Source organism: Rathayibacter sp. VKM Ac-2835, from assembly GCF_013266705.1.
Classification (GTDB): domain Bacteria; phylum Actinomycetota; class Actinomycetes; order Actinomycetales; family Microbacteriaceae; genus Rathayibacter.
In genome coordinates, this window is record NZ_JABSNQ010000001.1 from 879274 (window position 1) to 896368 (window position 17095).

Here is a 17095-nt window from a genome sequence, read left to right on the forward strand (position 1 = left end):
GCGGACCGGCATGATGGCGGGATGTCCTCCACCGACGTCCGCGACAGCGCGGCGCCCCGCATCCTGGTCATCGGCGAAGCCCTGATCGACATCGTCGAGCGCGACGGCGCGAGCACGGAGCACGTGGGCGGCTCGCCCGCGAACGTCGCGCTCACCCTCGCTCGCCTCGGCCGCGAGGCGACCCTCGTCACCGACATCGCCGACGACGAGCGCGGTCGGCGCATCGCCGAGCACCTGGGCGCCTCCGGCGTGACCGTGCTGCACGGCGACGCCGAGCGCACCTCGACCGCCCGGGCCCGCCTGCAGGCGGACGGCTCCGCCGAGTACGACTTCGACCTCTCCTGGAATCCGCCGGCCGCGGATCCGACGAGCGCGACCCACGTGCACACCGGCTCGATCGCCGTCTACCTCGAGCCCGGCGGCTCCGCGGTCCTCGAGCTGCTCGAGGCGCTGCCGGCCGGCGTCACCGCGAGCGTCGACGCGAACATCCGGCCCGCCCTCGTCGGTGAGCACAATGACGCACTGACGCGGTTCGAGCGGGTCGCCGCGGCCTGCGAGATCGTCAAGCTCAGCGACGAGGACGCCCGCTGGCTCTACCCGACGATGCAGCTCGACGAGGTGCTGACCCGCCTGCTCGAGCTCGGCGCGCAGCTCGCCGTCGTGACCCGCGGCGGCGAGGGCCTGCTGCTCGCCTCCGCCGTCGCCCGCGCCACCGTCCCCGCCGCGCGCATCGTCGTCGCCGACACCATCGGCGCGGGCGACTCGGCGATGGGCGCGATCCTCGACGAGGCCTTCCGCCAGGGCCTCGGCGACCCGAACGGCGCGCTCCTGGACGAGCCGGCACTGCGCGCGATCGGCCACTGGGCCGCCCGCGTCGCCGGCATCACCACCTCCCGCTCCGGCGCGAACCCCCCGACCCGCGCAGAGCTGTAGGCCCGGCGCGGCCCGACGGACCTGCCGCACGTCGTCCGACGACACCGCTCCCTGCATCTTCGAACGGTTCGGTGCCAGACGAGGCCACTGGCGTACGATTTCTCCATGTCCTTCCACCGGTTGAGCGAGAGCGCGAAGGCGTCGCGCATCGTGAAACCGTCTGGGACGGCGTCCGAGCGCCGCGCCGCCGCATCCGCTGCGAGCGGGCGCATCGTCGCACGAGCGGTGGCTTCGGGGCGACTCGCCGTTTCCGAGGCCAGGAGCGCAGCGACGGACGCGGCTCGCGGCCGGAGGGCCGAGTAGGTGCCCGCGGGTCGACCGGCGCTCCCTCGCAACGTGTACTCGTACGAGGATCCCGCGCTCGTTCTTCCCGCTGAAGTCGCACTGGACACGTCCTTCGTGGTGAACGTCCTGGTGACCACCGAGCCTCTTCATGCCGCCAGTCGCGGCTTCATGCTGGATCTGGTGGAGAACAACTCCACGATCTTCTACAACCGGCTGCTGGAACTGGAGCTGGCCGAGATCGCCTTCAAGATCGCCGTCAAGGAGCAGCACGGACCGAAGGCGTGGCCTCGACTTCGCGCCGACGGCCGAGTCCGCCGCCGTGCCGGTCGACTCTGCAAAGAGCTCTTCGACGCCTGGAGTGAGTTGCTGACGACGGTGCCCCATCTCCGGGTCGAGCTCGACGAGGTCGCCGACCTCGTCCTGACGACGATGACCGCCTACGGCTTGGCGTCGTACGACGCCGCTCATGCCGCCACTGCCACCTACGTCGGCGCGAACGGCCTGGTCGCGAACGACGCAGGTTTCGGTCACGTCGATGCAACGGAACTGGCTCTGTACGTCGATGCCTCCCGCGTCCGGACGTGTCGGCGCCGCCGCGGCGGTCGTTGAAGCGGCGAGGCCCCTTCGCGTCTCGGTGGTGAGAGGGAGGACGCAGTGGCGGTCCTTCATGCTGGTCGAGTGGCCCCGCAGGGGCGTGTCGAGACCCGCCGTCCTCAGCAGGGCGGGTCTGGACACTCGTCCTTCTGATGCGGATGGATCTCGATACGCCCGCTCCGCGGGCTACTCGATCAACATGGGGACGCCCGCTCCGCGGGCTACTCGATCAGCAGGGGGACGCCCGCTCCGCGGGCTACTCGATCAACAGGGGGGCGGACGTTGCAGCGGGACCGTGACGGGTCGATACTGGGGCCCTCCTCGAGCGGAAGGCGCCCCATGTCCACGAGTCTCAGCCCCTACATCGGCTTCCGCGACAACGCTCGCGAGGCGATGGAGTTCTACCACTCGGTCTTCGGCGGGGAGCTGGTGTCGAGCACCTTCGCGGACTTCCACGCGAGCGAGGATCCGGCCGAGCAGGACCTGCTCATGCACTCGCAGCTCACCACGCCGAGCGGCCTGATCCTGATGGCGTCCGACACTCCGAGCTCGATGACGTTCGAGGAAGGGGCGCGCATCACCGTCGCGCTCTTCGGCGACGACGACGCCGAGCTCAGCGGCTACTGGGACGGGCTCGCCGCCGGCGGCTCGGTTCAGGAGCCGCTGACCACCTCGCCCTGGGGTGACCGGTTCGGGATGCTCACCGACCGCTTCGGCGTGCACTGGATGGTCAACATCTCGGGCGCATCCGCCTGAGCGTCCCGATCCTCGTCTGAGCGGGCGCAGAATGGAGGGACCGCCCGGTGTCCGGAGCGGCCCCCCTCCCTCTGACGAAGGCGGCACTATGACGATCACGCTCGGATACAAGGCATCGGCGGAGCAGTTCGGGGCGCGCGAGCTCGTGGAGCTGGCCGTCGCCGCCGAGCGGCACGGCTTCGAGAGCGCGGTGGTCTCGGACCACTTCCAGCCCTGGCGCCACACCGGCGGCCACGCGCCGTTCTCGCTGGCCTGGCTCGCCGCGGCCGGGGAGCGCACCTCGACCATCCGGCTCGGCACCTCGGTGATGACGCCGCACTACCGCTACAACCCCGCCGTCATCGCGCAGGCGTTCGGCACGCTCGGCGTGCTCTACCCCGACCGGATCATGCTCGGCGTGGGCACCGGCGAGGCGCTGAACGAGGTCGCCACCGGCTACCAGGGCGCGGGCGAGCAGAGCTGGCCCGACTTCAAGGAGCGCTTCGCCCGCCTGCGCGAGGCCGTGCGCCTGATGCGCGCCCTCTGGGCCGGCGACCGCGTCTCCTTCGACGGCGAGTACTACTCCACCCACGAGGCGTCCATCTACGACAAGCCCGAGGACGGCGTCCCGGTCTACATCGCGGCGGGCGGGCCCGTCGTGGCGAAGTACGCCGGTCGCGCGGGCGACGGCTTCATCTGCACCTCGGGCAAGGGCATGGAGCTGTACACCGAGAAGCTGCTGCCCGCGGTCGAGGAGGGGGTCGCCGCCGGCGGACGCGACTCCGCCGCGCTCGACCGGATGATCGAGATCAAGCTCTCCTACGACCCCGACCCTGCTCTCGCGCTGGAGAACACGCGCTTCTGGGCGCCGCTCTCGCTGACACCCGAGCAGAAGCACTCCCTGACCGATCCGGTCGACATGGAGCGCGCCGCCGACGAGCTGCCGATCGAGCAGGTCGCCAAGCGCTGGATCGTCGGCTCGGATCCGGAGGAGACGGTCGCGCAGATCAAGCCGTACGTCGACGCGGGCTTCAACCACCTCGTGTTCCACGCGCCGGGCGACGACCAGCAGCGCTTCTTCGACGCGTTCGAGCGCGACCTCGCGCCGCGCCTGCGCGCCCTCTGACACCGTCGCGATCGGCCGGCGCCCCGCGCCCGGCCGTCCGACCCTCCCGCGCCCCGACCCGTCGGCCGCCCGCCGACCGACCCCTCCGGAAGAGCCGCCTCCGCATGACCGTGCCCACCCTCCTCGCCCGCCTCGCCGACGGCGAGCCGATCACGCGCGCGAGCGCCGAGGTGCTCCTCGAGGCCCGCGGGGACGATCTCGACGCGGTGCTGCTCGCGGCCGGGCAGCTGCGCGACGAGGGGCTGGCCCGCCGGGGCCGGCCGGGCGTGATCACGTACTCCCGCAAGGTCTTCGTGCCGCTGACCAAGCTCTGCCGCGACCGCTGCCACTACTGCGTGTTCGTCGAGACCCCCGGCGGCCTGGCGCTCAAGCGCGAGTCGACCTTCATGGAGCCGGAGGAGATCCTCGAGGTCGCCCGCGCCGGCGCCGCGCTCGGCTGCAAGGAGGCGCTGTTCACCCTCGGCGACCGCCCGGAGGACCGCTGGCCCGTCGCCCGCGCCTGGCTCGCCGAGCACGGCTACGCGTCGACGCTCGAGTACGTGCGCGCGATGGCGGTGCTGGTGATGACCGAGACCGGCATGGTCACGCACCTCAACCCCGGCGTGATGTCGTGGGCCGAGCTGCAGCGCCTGCGCCCGGTCGCGCCGTCGATGGGGATGATGCTCGAGACGACCGCTGAACGGCTGTGGTCGGAGAAGGGCGGGGTGCACTACGGCTCGCCCGACAAGGATCCGGCGCTGCGGCTGCGGGTGCTCGACGACGCCGGGCGCAGCCGGATCCCGTTCACCACGGGCGTGCTGCTCGGCATCGGCGAGAACACGGCGGAGCGAGCCGACGCGCTGTTCGCGATCCGCGACTCGCACGCGCTCTGGGGCCATGTGCAGGAGTGCATCGTGCAGAACTTCCGCGCCAAGCCGCGGACCGCGATGCAGAACGAGGTCGACCTGGAGCTGCAGGAGTACGTCGCGAACGTCGCCGTCGCCCGCCTCGTCCTCGGCGCGGACATGACGATCCAGGTGCCGCCGAACCTCACCGATGAGCAGGAGCTCGGGCTCCTCCTCCGCGCCGGGATCGACGACTGGGGCGGGGTCAGCCCGCTGACCGCGGACCACGTGAATCCGGAGCGGCCCTGGCCGAACATCGACGACCTCGCGCGACTGACCGCCGACTCCGGCTACCGGCTGCACGAGCGCCTCACCGCCCACCCGCGGTACCTGAGCGACGCGGAGACCTGGATCGACCCGCGGGTCGCGCCGTACGTGCTCGCGCTCGCCGATCGGGAGTCGTGGCTGGCCGACGAGGCCGCGCCGATCGTGGCGCGCCCGTACCGGGAGGAGCTCGAGCCCGCCCCGCGCCCGGCGGCCCCGGCCCTCGCCGCCGTCCTCGAGCGCGCCGCCGCCGAGCCGGCCGGCCTCGACGACGCCGACTACCTGGCCCTGCTCGCGGCCGACGGCGACGACCTCGACGCGCTGGCCGCCCTCGCCGACGACGTCCGCCGCTCGGCCGTGGGCGACACCGTCACCGTGGTGGCGAACCGCAACATCGACACCGCGCTCTGGGGCGCCGGCGGGCTCACCGTCGAGACCCTGGAGCAGCTCGCCGACGAGGCCGTCGCGCTCGGCGCCACCGAGCTGTGCCTCCAGGGACCGCTCGCGACCCCGGGCGAGGACCATCTGCTGATCGTGCGCACCCTGCACGCGCGGCACCCCACGCTGCACCTGCATGCGTTCCGGCCGGGCGAGATCCTCGACGCGGCCGTGAGCACCGGGCGCACCCCCGCCGAGATGCTGGCCGCACTGCGCGAGGCGGGCGTCGACTCCGTTCCGGGGACCGCGGCGCGGATCCTCGACGACCGGGTGCGCGCGCTCCTCAGCGAGGGCGCGGACCCGAGCGTCGCCGAGTGGCGGGAGTCGGTGACGACCGCGCACCGCGGCGGCCTGCGCTCGACCGCGACCATGGTCTACGGGCACGTCGAGACGCCGCAGCAGCAGATCGACCACCTCCGTGCGCTGGCCGCGATCCAGGACGAGACGGGCGGTTTCACCGAGTTCATCGCGATGCCGTTCGTGCCGGCCGAGGCGCCGGCGGCGGTCGTCGCGCAGACCCGCGGCGGGCCGACCCGGCGTGAGACGCGCGCGGTGCACGCCGTGGCGCGGCTGCTGCTGCACGGGCGGATCGACCACGTGCAGACGGCCTGGACGAAGCTCGGACTGCAGCTCTCGCAGGAGCTGCTGCGCGGCGGCGCGGACGACCTCGGCGGGCTGCTGCTCGACGGCGCGATGAGTCCGGAGTCGGGCGCCGAGGCGCACCGCTCGCTCGACATCGCGACCGTCGCGCGCCTCACCGGCGAGATCGGCCGGCCCTGGCGCCAGCGCACCACCGACTACGGACACGTCGCCGCCGAGCGCGCGATGACGGTGCCGGTGCCCGGCAGCACCGCGACCCGCCGGCTGCGCCTCCCGGTGCGCGAGGCCGGCCGCGTCTCGTGACGCGGTCGTCGGCGTACCTCGAGCGGCAGGCCGCGCTGATCCAGGAGTCCTCGCTGACGGTGGGCGACGACACGGTCCGCCTCTACTCCGGTGGTGAGCCGGCGACGGACGTCGTCCTGCTCGCGACCGGGCCGGGGCGCGGTGCCCGGGCCGACGGGGCGCTGCTGCTGCCGATGCTCGCTCGCCGGCACCGGGTGGCGGCGGTCGAGCTCGCCGACCTGCGGGATCCGCTGCGCGACGCGCCTCGCGCCGTCTCCGCCGCGCTCGACAGGCTCGGCGCCGAGCGGGCGGTGGTCGTCGGCGTCTCCCTCGGCGCCTGGGCCGCGATCACCGCCGCCGAGGCGGATCCGCGGGTGGGCGCCCTGGTGCTGGCCGCCGGCTGGCTGCACCCCACTGAGCGCCTGGTCGCGGTCTCGCGGCTGTGGGAGTCGCTGGCCGACCTCCCCGACGCCCGTGCGGACCTCGCGCGCGTGGTCGGGGTCCGCACGCTCGCCGACCTCGGACCCGAGCGCGCGACTCCCCTGGCTGTCGACGCCGCGACCGCCGCGCTCCTCGCCGCGGCCGCCCGCGCCGACGCGACCGAGGCCGCGGCCCGCCTGCGCGTCCCCGCGCTGGTCGTCGGTTGCGCCGCCGACGCCGTCGTCGGTGTCGAGGGGTCGGAGGCGCTGCTCGGCGCGATCGACGACGCCCGCTACGCCGTGATCGACGCGGGCCACTGCGTGCTGGCCGAGCGGCCGGCCGAGCTGCTCGCGCTCGTCGAGCACTTCGTCGCCGACCCGCACCGCGACCCGGCTGGGTCGACGCTCCCCCGGACGATCGTCTGATGGCCACCTCCGTCGACGTCGTCGTGGTCGGCGCGGGTTTCGCGGGCATCGGAGCGGCGGCCCGACTCGCGCGCCGCGCCGACGTCTCCTTCGCGGTGCTCGAGCGGGCCGACCGCGTCGGCGGCACCTGGCGCGACAACCGCTATCCGAACGTCTCCTGCGACATCCCCTCGCACCTCTACTCGTACTCGTTCGCGCCCGAGCCCGACTGGTCGGCCTTCTACGCACCGGGCGCCGAGATCCAGGCCTATCTCGAGCGGGTCGTCGAGCGCGAGCGGCTCGCGCCGCAGCTGCATCTCGGCACCGACGTGCTCGAGATGACCTTCGACGAGCTCGCCGGTCGCTGGCGCGTCCGCACCTCGCGGGGGGACTTCGACGCGGCCGTCCTCGTGGTCTGCGCCGGGCGGCTGTCGGAGCCGCGACTGCCCGACGTCCCGGGGCTGGACGGCTTCGCCGGGCCTGTCTTCCACTCCGCCCGCTGGCGCGACGACGTCGACCTCGACGGAGCGCGGGTCGGCATCGTCGGCTCGGGTGCCTCCGCGGTGCAGATCCTGCCGCACCTCGCCGAGCGCGCCGCCGAGGTCGTGCTCTTCCAGCGCTCGGCGCCGTACGTCGTCCCGCGCCGGAACCGCGCCTACCCGCCTGCGGAGCGCCGGGCGCTCGCCCGCGTGCCGGGCGCCGTCGAGCGGCTGCGCTCCGAGCTGTTCTGGCGCGCGGAGCTCGGCTTCGCCGGCCGGGTCGGCGTGCCCGAGGCCATCGACCGGCTGCGGGCGGAGGCGCTCGGCCACCTCGCCGCGCAGGTCGCCGACCCGGAGCTGCGCGCCGTGCTCACGCCGGACTACGAGATCGGCTGCAAGCGGGTGCTGCTCTCGGACGACTACTACCCCGCGCTCGCGCAGCCGCACGTGCAGGTCGTGCCGGGCCCGCTGCGCCGGGTCGAGGGCTCGGCGGCGATCGGCGACGGCGGCGTCCCGCACGAGATCGACGCGCTGATCCTCGCGACCGGCTTCCTCGCGACCCGCCCGCCGTTCGCCCGCCGGATCCGCGGCCGCGGCGGCGAGCTGCTGGCCGACCGCTGGGGCGACGGGATGTCGGCCTACGACTCGACCGCCGTGCACGGCTTTCCGAACCTCTTCGTGATCAACGGGCCGAACGCGAGCCTCGGCCACAACTCCGCCGTGCACATGATCGAGTCGCAGATCGACTACGTCCTCGCCGCGCTCGAGCACCGCTCGAGCGCCGGCGTCGACGTCCTCGAGGTCACCGCCGAGGCCGAGGCCGCCTCCCTCGCCCGCCTCGACGCGCTCAGCGCCGACACCGTCTGGACGAACGGCGGCTGCGAGAGCTGGTACGTCGACGCCGCCTCCCGCCGCCTCACCCTGCTCTGGCCCGACTTCGCCTTCGCCTTCCGCGAGGAGCTCGGCCGCTTCGACCCGTCGGCCTACGCGCACTGACCATGCTGATCGAGCAATCCGCGGAGCGGGCGGCCCTCTGCTGAGGACTGCGGGTCTCGATACGCCCCTCCGGGCCTACTCGACCACCATGCACGGGTGAGCCCCTGGACTCGGCCCTTCGCAGGATCGCCCGCGGAATCATGCTGATCGAGTAGATCGCGCAGCGGGCGTATCGAGATCCACCACCGCCAGAAGAGGGATCTGCAGACCCGCCCTGCTGAGGACGGCCGATCTCGATGCGCCCCCGCGGGGCTCCTCGACCAGCATGCAGCGGCGGCCGACTGGACGCGCGGCGGTGCCCAACGGAGCTCCAGGGCCCTGTCCGGGTCCACTCGCGCGCGTCCTCCCTTCCGACTGGACGCGGGCGGGGCGCTGCTCCGGGTGCGGGGCCCGTTGCGGGTCCGTTCGCGCAGTCATGCTGATCGAGTGGCCCGCGAGGCGGGCGCATCGAGATCCCCCAGCGGCAGAAGCCGAGTCTGCAGACCCACCCTGCTGAGGACGGCAGGTCTCGATACGCCCTGCGGGGCTCCTCGACCAGCACGCAGAGAGCGTCCTCCTCAGGGAGTGCATGCTGATCGAGTGGCTCGCGCAGCGGGCGTATCGAGATCCACCATCGCCGGAAGCCGGTTTGCTTGCCCGCACTGCTGAGGACGGCAGGTCTCCATACGTCCCTCCGGGGCTCCTCGACCAGCATGCAGCGGCGGCCGACGGGACACGCGGCGCCGCGACGACGCGCGATCATGGATGCACCCGATCCCCCGCTCGACAGGACCCTCGCCATGCCGTCCGACGCCGCACCGCCGCCCCCGCCCGCGCTCGACCACGAGGTCGCGGCCGCACTGCTGCGCGAGCGCTACGGGCTGCACGGCGCGCTGCGCGAGCTGGGCAGCAATCAGGACCGCAACGTCCTCGTCGACAGCGGCGACGAGCGGCTGCTGCTCAAGATCGCGAATCCCGCGACACCGATCGGGCGGATCCAGGCGCAGACGGAGGCCGTCGCCCGCCTGGCGGACCGGCTCGAGGGCGTCCGGCTCCCGCGCGTCCGGCCGGACCGCAAGGGCCGCACCCTGCACGAGTTCGACCTCGGCGGCACGACCGCCGTCGCGCGGGTCCTCGACTTCGTCGCCGGCCGGACCCTCTCCGGCTCCGGCTACCTCTCCCCCGCCGTCGTCCGGGCGATGGGCGACCTCGCCGCCCGCGTCGACGTCGCGCTCGCCGAGCAGCCGCTCGACGGCCTCGAGGAGACCGACCAGTGGGACCTGCGGCGGGCGGGCGAGGTCGTCGACGCGTTGATCGGCCGGGTGCCCCGTCGCTCGGCGCGGGCGATCCGGACGGCCGTCGGTGCGGCGCTGGCGGTCGTCGATCCGCTCGCCGCCGCGCTCCCGGTGCAGCTCGTGCACGGCGACCTCACCGACGACAACGTGGTGGTGGACGCGGGTGTCCTCCCCGACGGCGTCATCGACTTCGGCGATCTCGGCGCGGGCTGGGCGGTCGGCGAGCTCGCGATCACGCTGTCCTCGCTCCTGCACCACGCGGACGCCGACGCCGCCACGGTGCTCCGCGCCGCCACCGCCTACGACGCCGTGCGCCCGCTCGCCGAGGCCGAGGTCGAGGCGCTCTGGCCGCTCGTGGTACTCCGCGCGGCGGTGCTCGTCGTCAGCGCCCACGACGTCCTGGCCGGCGACCCGGGCAACGACTACGCCCGCGAGAACCTCGAGCACGAGCGCCTGATCCTCGACCGGGCGACCGCCGCGCCGCTGCCGGTGCTCCAGGCGCTGGTCCGGCGCGCCCTCGGCCGGCCGAGCGCACCGGCCGCCCTGCCCGCCGCGGCCCCCGTGCTCGGCGGCCTCGACGCCGTCGTCGTCGACCTCTCGCCCGAGAGCCCGGCGCTCGACGCCGGCCGCTGGCTCGATGACGACGCCGAGCCCACCCTCGCCCGCGCGGCGCTCGCGGGCGGCGCCGGGGCCGCGGTGCTGCGCTACGGCGAGCGCCGCCTGACCCGCGGCCGCCCGCACACGGCGCACGAGCCCGAGACGACCGCGCTGGTCGTGGAGGTCCACCTCGCCGCGCGGACCTCCCTGAGCGCCCCGTTCGACGCGGAGGTGGGCGGCGGCGTCCCTGGAGGAGTCACGCTGCTCGCCGACGGCGTCCGGCTGCGTCTCGACGGCGTCGACGAGCCGCCCGCGCCCGGCACCCGGGTCACCGCGGGCGACCCGCTCGGCACCGCCCGCGGACTCCTGCGCGCCCAGGCCGCGCCGCGCCTGCTCGACGCGGCCGACCTGCCGCCGTTCGCGCGCGCGCGCTGGGCCGACGCCTGGCTCGACGTCCTCCTCGACCCGACCCCGCTGCTCCTGGGGCGCGCCCTCCCCGCCCCGCGCCCGGACCCCGAGGTGCTCGAGCGGCGGCTCGCGCACCTGGCCGAGGCCCAGGAGCACTACTTCGAGGACCCGCCCACGATGCTGCGCGGCTGGCGCGAGCACCTCGTCGACGACTCCGGCCGCGTGCACCTCGATGTGCTCAACAACGTGACCTCGATCGGCCACGCCCACCCGCTGCTCGTCGAGCGCGTCGAGCGGCAGTGGCGGCTGCTCAACACCAACTCGCGCTTCTCCTACCCCGCGATCGGCGCGTTCTGCGAGCGGCTGGCGGCCCTGCTGCCGGAGGGGCTCGACACCGTGCTGCTCGTCAACAGCGGCACTGAGGCGGCCGATCTCGCGCTGCGGATCGCCCGCGCCTGGTCGGGCCGCGACGACGTGCTGGCGGTGCGCGAGGCGTATCACGGCTGGTCGGGCCTGTCGGATGCGGTCTCCACCTCCGTCGCCGACAACCCCGACGCGCTCGCGACGCGGCCCGCCTGGGTCCACACTCTGGACGCCCCCAACAGCTACCGCGGCACGCACCGCGGGGCCGAGGCGCACTGCTACGCGCCCGAGGCGGTCGCCCGGATCGAGGAGCTGGCCGCGGCCGGCACTCCCCCGGGCGGCTTCATCGCCGAGACCTTCTACGGCAACGCCGGAGGCATCCCGCTGCCCGACGGCTACCTCGCCGCCGTCTACCCGGCCGTCCGCGCCCACGGCGGCCTCTGCATCGCCGACGAGGTGCAGGTCGGCTACGGCCGGCTCGGCGAGTGGTTCTGGGGCTTCGAGCAGCAGGGCGTCGTGCCCGACGTCGTCGCCGTCGCGAAGGCGATGGGCAACGGACACCCGCTCGGCGCGGTTGTGACGACCCGCGAGATCGCCGACCGCTACCGCTCGCAGGGCTCGTTCTTCTCCTCGGCGGGCGGCAGCCCCGTCAGCTCCGTGGTGGGGACGACGGTGCTCGACGTGCTCGCCGGCGAGCGGCTGCAGGAGAACGCCCGGACGACCGGAGCGCACCTCCGCCGCCGACTCGAGGAGCTCGCCGAGCGCCACCCGCTGATCGGGGCCGTGCACGGCAGCGGGCTGTACCTCGGCCTCGAGCTGGTCCGCGACCGGGAGTCGCTCGAGCCGGCGACGGCCCAGACGCGCGCGATCTGCGAGCGGCTCCGCGAGCGCGGCGTGATCGTGCAGCCCACCTCCGATCGCCAGTGCGTGCTGAAGATCAAGCCGCCGCTCTGCTTCACCGTCGAGAGCGCCGACTTCTTCGCGGACCAGCTCGACGAGGTGCTGACGACGGGCTGGTGAGCGGGCGCCTCACGGACGCGCCGCGCTCGTCAGCGCCCGCCGCACGATCACGCGCTCGCAGAGCGTCCAGGTGGTCGTGACCGTCAGGTAGAGCGTCGCCGCGAGCGGGACGAACGCCGCGAACACCACCGTGAGGAACGGCATCCAGCTGAGCACCCCCGTCAGCTGCGCGACGGCCGCGGGCGTCCCCTCCGGCACCGGGGTGAGCGCCGCCTGCCGCAGCGCGACCCGGCGCGCCAGCCACGAGACGAGCGCGATCACCCCGAGGAGCACCGCGAACACGCCGAGCTGCGCGGGGTCGCCGCCGCCGAGCGCCGTGACGAACGACCGGCCGAGCGGCACGTCGAGCAGCCGCGCGTCGAGCAGTGCGTTGCCGTGACCGGCGATGTCCGGGTGCACGAACAGCCCGTAGAGCAGCGAGACCACGGGCGCCTGCAGCAGCACCGGGAGGCAGCCCGCGAGCGGCGAGGCCTTCTCGTCGGCGTAGAGCTTCATGGTGGCGCGCTGCAGCGCCTCCGGATTCTTCGCGTGCTTCCGCTGCAGCTCGCGCAGCAGCGGGGCGAGGCGGCGGCGGGTGATCTCGGCCCGGCCCTGCGAGATCCCGACCGGGATCAGCAGCACGCGGACGAGGAGGGTCACCAGCACGATCGCCGCGGCGGCCGAGGCGCCGCCCGCGAGGGGCTCGAGGGCCGAGGCGAGGCCGGTGACGAGGTGGGAGGCGGCGTCGAGCGCCGCCGCGATGGGCGGGAAGTCGTAGAAGTTCATGGGAGTCCTGTCGTCGGGAGGTGAGCGCGGTCGCGAACGGTCGCGCCTCCCGAGGCAGAGCTCCGGGCTACGCGACCAGTCCCGGCAGGCCCGGTGCCCGCGAGCGCACGCGCCCCCGCGTGCACGGGTGCTGCGGCGAGGGCTGCGCGGCGAGGCCGAGCCGGTGCTCCCTGGCCCGCCTCCCGATCGACAGCACGGGCCGGCGAGCGCCGACGGCCAGGTAGCGCGCCCCGAGGACCAGGGCGGCGACCGCGGTGGTGGTGACGACCAGCACGACCGCGGCGTCGGGACTCGACACGAGCGCGAGCAGCAGGAACGTCCCGCTCAGCAGAGCGAGGAGCTGCTCGAGGTGCGCGCGCACAGGAGTCCTTCCGACCCGACCAGGCTAGCGGCAGGTGCGCCGCGGCGGGCAGGGTAGGCCTCCCGCGCCGCCGCGGCCAGCCGTCGCCCGGCACCGCCGGGGACGACGATAATCGGGGGATGCGTGAAGACGACGATGTCGATCTGGTGATCGACGCGTGGGCCGACGCCCTGCCCGATCTCGACTTCGCCCCGCTCGACGTCCTCTCCCGCCTGCGCCGGCTCAGCCCGCGGGTGCAGGAGGTGCGGCGCCTCTCCTTCGCGGCCGGCGAGCTCGCCCCGTGGGAGTTCGAGCTGCTCTCGCTGCTGCGCCAGAACCCGGCCGGCACGATGACCCCGTCCGTCCTGTCCACCCGCCTGGGCATCTCGAGCGGCAACCTCGCCAGCCGCGTCGACCGGCTCGGCGCGCGCGGCCTCGTCGTCCGCGAGCAGAACGCCGCCGACTCGCGCAGCAAGATCGTCTCGCTCACCCCGCGCGGCACGAAGCGCGTCGACGACGCCATGCGCCACCTCGTCGCGGCCGAGGGCGAGGTCCTCGCCGACCTCGACTCCCGCCAGATCGGCGTCCTGATCGAGTGCCTGCGCACCATCAGCGCGACGCTCGACCGCCTGGACTGACCGCCCGGCCTCCGTGCACGGGCCGCCCCGCACCGGCGATACTCGACGGGATGCGGATTCTGGTGGTCGACGACGAGGCGGTCTTCGCCGACGGCGTCCGCCGCGGTCTCGAGGCCGAGGGCTTCTCGGTCGACGTCGCGCACGACGGCGTGGACGGGCTGTGGCGCGCCCGCGAGACGGTCTACGACGCGATCGTCCTCGACCTGATGATGCCCGGCCTGAGCGGCTCCGCCCTCTGCCGCACCCTCCGCGACGAGGGCGACTGGACCCCGGTCCTGATGCTGACCGCGAAGGACGGCGACCACGACCAGATCGAGGGCCTCGATGCCGGCGCCGACGACTACGTGGTGAAGCCGCTGGAGTACACCGTGCTCGTCGCGCGGCTGCGGGCGCTGGTGCGGCGCGGGCGGCCGGAGCGGCCGGTGGTCCACCGCCTCGGCGAGCTGCTGATCGACCCGGCGCTGCGCGAGGTCCATCGCGGCGGCGTCCCGGTCCGGCTGACCTCGCGCGAGTTCGCCGTCGTCGACTTCCTCGCCCGCCACCGCGACCGGGTCGTCTCCAAGCGCGAGATCCTCGAGGGCGTCTGGGACGACGCGTTCGACGGCGACCTCAACATCGTCGAGGTCTACGTGGCGCGGCTGCGCGCCAAGCTCGACCGCCCGTTCGGCACGGAGTCGATCACCACGCTCCGCGGCGCGGGCTACCGGCTCGTCGAAGACTGAGGACCGATGGCTCCCCGCCCGCCCTGGAGCATCCGCGTGCGGCTGACCGCCCTGGTCTCCGCCGCGATCCTGGCCGTCCTGATCGCAGGGTCCGTCGCCTTCACCGCCCTGCTGGAGCAGTCCCTCGTCGACGCCGAGGCGTTCACCGCGAATCAGCAGGCCCGCCAGATCGCCACCGACACCGAGAGCGCCGGGCGGCTGCCGCCGTTCAACACCGACGAGGTCGTGATCCAGCTGCAGCGGCAGGGATCGGTCGTCGCGGTCGCGGACGACGACGTCGTCTACGCCGTGCCGCTGCCGGTCTCCGACGAGCCGCAGATCACCTCGATCGACGGCGCCCGCTTCGTCGTCGGCTCCGAGAGCCTCCAGCTCGGCGGCGACCCGGGCGAGACCGTCGTCGTCGCACGGACACTCGCCGGCGCCGACGACGCCGCGGGCTCGGCCGTCCGGCTGCTCGCGGTCGCCGTCCCGCTCGTCACCGCGGTCGTCGGCGCGCTGGTCTGGTTCGTCGTCGGCCGCTCGCTCCGGCCGGTCGAGCGGATCCGCGCCGACGTCGAGGCGATCGAGGCCGCCGACCTCGAGCGACGCGTGCAGGAGCCGCCCGGCCGCGACGAGCTCGCCCGCCTGGCCCGCACCATGAACGGACTGCTCGACCGCCTCGAGCGCTCGCAGGCCGCCCAGCGCCGCTTCGTCTCGAACGCCTCGCACGAGCTGCGCTCCCCGGTCGCCGCCGTCCGGCAGCACGCCCAGGTCGCCCTGCGGCATCCGGAGGCGGTCCCGCTCGCCGACCTCGCCCGCGTCGTCGAGGACGAGGGCGAGCGGATGCAGCACCTCGTCGCGAGCCTCCTGCTGCTGGCCCGAGTGGACGAGCGCGACGAGGGAGCGGAGCAGGACGTCGACCTCGACGACCTCGTGCTCGCCGAGGCCGCGCGGCTGCGCGCGCTGGGCGTCGACGTGCGCACCGAGGACGTCGGACCGGCCCAGGTGCACGGCCACGAGCCGCTGCTGCACAGCGCCGTGCGCAACGCCGCCGAGAACGCCCGGCGGCACGCGGCGGGCGTCGTCGCCTTCACCGTGCGCGAGGAGGACGGCACCGCGGTGCTGCGCGTCGACGACGACGGCCCGGGCGTGCCGGCCGAGGACCGCGAGCGGGTCTTCCTCCGCTTCGAGCGCCGCGACGACGCCCGCGCCCGCGACACCGGCGGCTCCGGGCTCGGCCTCGCGATCGTCGCCGAGGCGGCGCGGGCCGGCGGCGGCAGCGCCCGCCTGCTCGACTCCCCGCTCGGCGGCGCACGGCTCGAGATCCGCCTGCCGGCTCCCGGCTGACCGCAGGACATCGAGGCTGTTCAGGCTGGCGAAAGGTCCCGACGGTCACCCTGAAACAGTGGAAATGCCGACCTACCTCCTCGTCCTCTGGCGCTGCAAGCTCCTCGTCGTCGCGAGCGCCGCCCTCGCCGTGATCGTCGCGACCGCCGTGCACTTCACCGTCACCGACGAGGGGCTCACCCTCCGCGGCGACCGCGAGCACAGCGCCGCCGTGACCGTGCTGCTCGGTGGCGGCCCGAAGAACCCCTACGCCGCGCAGATCCCGGGAGTCGAGCGCGTGCCCGGCGTCGAGGACGACCAGTTCAGCGACCTCAGCAGCACCGCGGTGATCTACGCCTACCTCGCCAGCGGCGAGGAGGTGCGCGCCGCCGTCGCCGAGCAGGCCGGTCCGCTCGAGGAGGGCGACTGCGTCGGCGCCGTCCGCCGCACCACCCAGCCGCGCGGCGACGAGTCGAACGGCGGCCGCTTCACCCTGCCGTTCCTCTCGGTGATCGGAACCTCGTTCGATCCCGCTCGCGCCGTCGAGCTCTCCCGCACCGCCACCACGGCCCTCCTCGACCGGATCGCGCGGGAGCAGGACGCCCAGGGCGTCCCGGAGTCGATCCGCGTCACCCTCACCGTCACCGACGAGGGCGACGCCGTCCCGGGCGCGCTCGGCACGGTCGCGATCCCGATCGCGGGAACCGGTCTGGCCGTCTTCCTGGTCGCGCTCCTGGGGATCGTGCTCGGTCACCGGTTCCGCGTGCAGCGCGGTCTCACGGACCCGCTCCCCCGTCGCGACGAGCCGGACGAGGACTCCTCCCTCGACGCCGAGCTCGAGTCCGCCCTCGCTGCCGAGAGGCAGGACACGGTGTCCCGTCGGTGACTACCTCCGCGCACCTGGGAGGTCAACCCCGTTCGGGAAGGGCGCCCGCGGACCTAGCGTGAGGACGCACGGTCGAGGCGGAAGCCTTCCGAGCACGATGCACGCGAAAGAGCACCAATGACCCAGATCCCCATTCTTCAGCCCGCACGATGGAGTCGCAACGGAGTCCGGATCGTCGTCGTTCCCGGGGCGGAGCTGCCCCGCTTCCGACTCGAGATCGAACCCGGACGAGCCGTCCTGACCGGGGCCTTCACCGGCCCCTTCGCCACCGTCGAGGAGGCCGAGCGCGCCGCCGAGGCGATCACCTCGGCCGCCGACCGCAAGCTGTCCGCCTGAC

15 protein-coding genes are annotated in these 17095 nt (G+C 74.2%); 13 read left to right on the forward strand and 2 right to left on the reverse strand.

What is annotated here, in order from left to right; genetic code table 11:
- The first annotated feature begins 21 nt into the window (after nucleotides 1–21).
- The 8 genes from HRK28_RS04035 (at nucleotide 22) to HRK28_RS04070 (ending at nucleotide 12102) form a co-directional block, all read left to right on the forward strand.
- On the forward strand, nucleotides 22–933 hold the full coding sequence (locus HRK28_RS04035) for a carbohydrate kinase (protein WP_173250485.1): 912 nt from the start codon (nucleotides 22–24) through the stop codon (nucleotides 931–933).
- Nucleotides 934–1269: 336 nt separating this feature from the next.
- Nucleotides 1270–1827, forward strand: a complete 558-nt coding sequence (locus HRK28_RS04040) for a PIN domain-containing protein (protein WP_173250486.1) — start codon at nucleotides 1270–1272, stop codon at nucleotides 1825–1827.
- Nucleotides 1828–2151: 324 nt separating this feature from the next.
- Nucleotides 2152–2568, forward strand: coding sequence for a VOC family protein (locus HRK28_RS04045; RefSeq protein WP_160087917.1), 417 nt, complete (start codon nucleotides 2152–2154; stop codon nucleotides 2566–2568).
- 88 nt (nucleotides 2569–2656) lie between these two features.
- Nucleotides 2657–3673 (forward strand): glucose-6-phosphate dehydrogenase (coenzyme-F420), encoded by a 1017-nt coding sequence (gene fgd, locus HRK28_RS04050; protein WP_173250487.1) that lies wholly within the window; start codon nucleotides 2657–2659, stop codon nucleotides 3671–3673.
- 104 nt (nucleotides 3674–3777) lie between these two features.
- Entirely contained in the window at nucleotides 3778–6162 is a 2385-nt protein-coding gene (gene cofG, locus HRK28_RS04055; RefSeq protein WP_173250488.1) for a 7,8-didemethyl-8-hydroxy-5-deazariboflavin synthase CofG, read from the forward strand.
- Nucleotides 6159–6986, forward strand: coding sequence for an alpha/beta fold hydrolase (locus tag HRK28_RS04060; protein ID WP_173250489.1), 828 nt, complete (start codon nucleotides 6159–6161; stop codon nucleotides 6984–6986). The genes cofG and HRK28_RS04060 overlap by 4 nt, the downstream gene beginning before the upstream one ends.
- Nucleotides 6986–8440, forward strand: a complete 1455-nt coding sequence (locus tag HRK28_RS04065) for an NAD(P)/FAD-dependent oxidoreductase (protein ID WP_173250490.1) — start codon at nucleotides 6986–6988, stop codon at nucleotides 8438–8440. Before HRK28_RS04060 ends, HRK28_RS04065 begins: the two co-directional genes overlap by 1 nt.
- Before the next feature lie 779 nt (nucleotides 8441–9219).
- On the forward strand, nucleotides 9220–12102 hold the full coding sequence (locus tag HRK28_RS04070; RefSeq protein WP_173250491.1) for an aminotransferase: 2883 nt from the start codon (nucleotides 9220–9222) through the stop codon (nucleotides 12100–12102).
- Between the two features lie 9 nt (nucleotides 12103–12111).
- On the opposite strand, the gene HRK28_RS04075 is transcribed toward HRK28_RS04070, so the two are convergent.
- Nucleotides 12112–12867: a membrane protein insertase YidC gene (locus tag HRK28_RS04075; protein ID WP_173250492.1), complete on the reverse strand. Its 756-nt coding sequence runs from the start codon at nucleotides 12865–12867 to the stop codon at nucleotides 12112–12114.
- Between the two features lie 67 nt (nucleotides 12868–12934).
- On the reverse strand, nucleotides 12935–13228 hold the full coding sequence (locus tag HRK28_RS04080; protein WP_160087905.1) for a hypothetical protein: 294 nt from the start codon (nucleotides 13226–13228) through the stop codon (nucleotides 12935–12937).
- 119 nt (nucleotides 13229–13347) lie between these two features.
- Between HRK28_RS04080 and HRK28_RS04085 the strand changes: the two genes are divergently transcribed.
- The 5 genes from HRK28_RS04085 (at nucleotide 13348) to HRK28_RS04105 (ending at nucleotide 17094) form a co-directional block, all read left to right on the forward strand.
- Nucleotides 13348–13845, forward strand: coding sequence for a MarR family winged helix-turn-helix transcriptional regulator (locus HRK28_RS04085; protein ID WP_123445211.1), 498 nt, complete (start codon nucleotides 13348–13350; stop codon nucleotides 13843–13845).
- A 50-nt stretch (nucleotides 13846–13895) separates the two neighbouring features.
- Nucleotides 13896–14567 carry a response regulator transcription factor gene (locus HRK28_RS04090; protein WP_173250493.1) on the forward strand — a complete coding sequence of 224 codons (672 nt, stop codon included), beginning with the start codon at nucleotides 13896–13898 and terminating at the stop codon, nucleotides 14565–14567.
- A gap of 6 nt (nucleotides 14568–14573) precedes the next feature.
- Nucleotides 14574–15893: a HAMP domain-containing sensor histidine kinase gene (locus tag HRK28_RS04095; RefSeq protein WP_173250494.1), complete on the forward strand. Its 1320-nt coding sequence runs from the start codon at nucleotides 14574–14576 to the stop codon at nucleotides 15891–15893.
- Nucleotides 15894–15957: 64 nt separating this feature from the next.
- A complete protein-coding gene (locus HRK28_RS04100; RefSeq protein WP_173250495.1) occupies nucleotides 15958–16758 on the forward strand; it encodes a hypothetical protein in 801 nt (266 codons plus the stop codon).
- A gap of 117 nt (nucleotides 16759–16875) precedes the next feature.
- Nucleotides 16876–17094, forward strand: a complete 219-nt coding sequence (locus HRK28_RS04105; RefSeq protein ID WP_123445207.1) for a hypothetical protein — start codon at nucleotides 16876–16878, stop codon at nucleotides 17092–17094.
- Nucleotide 17095 lies beyond the last annotated feature (1 nt).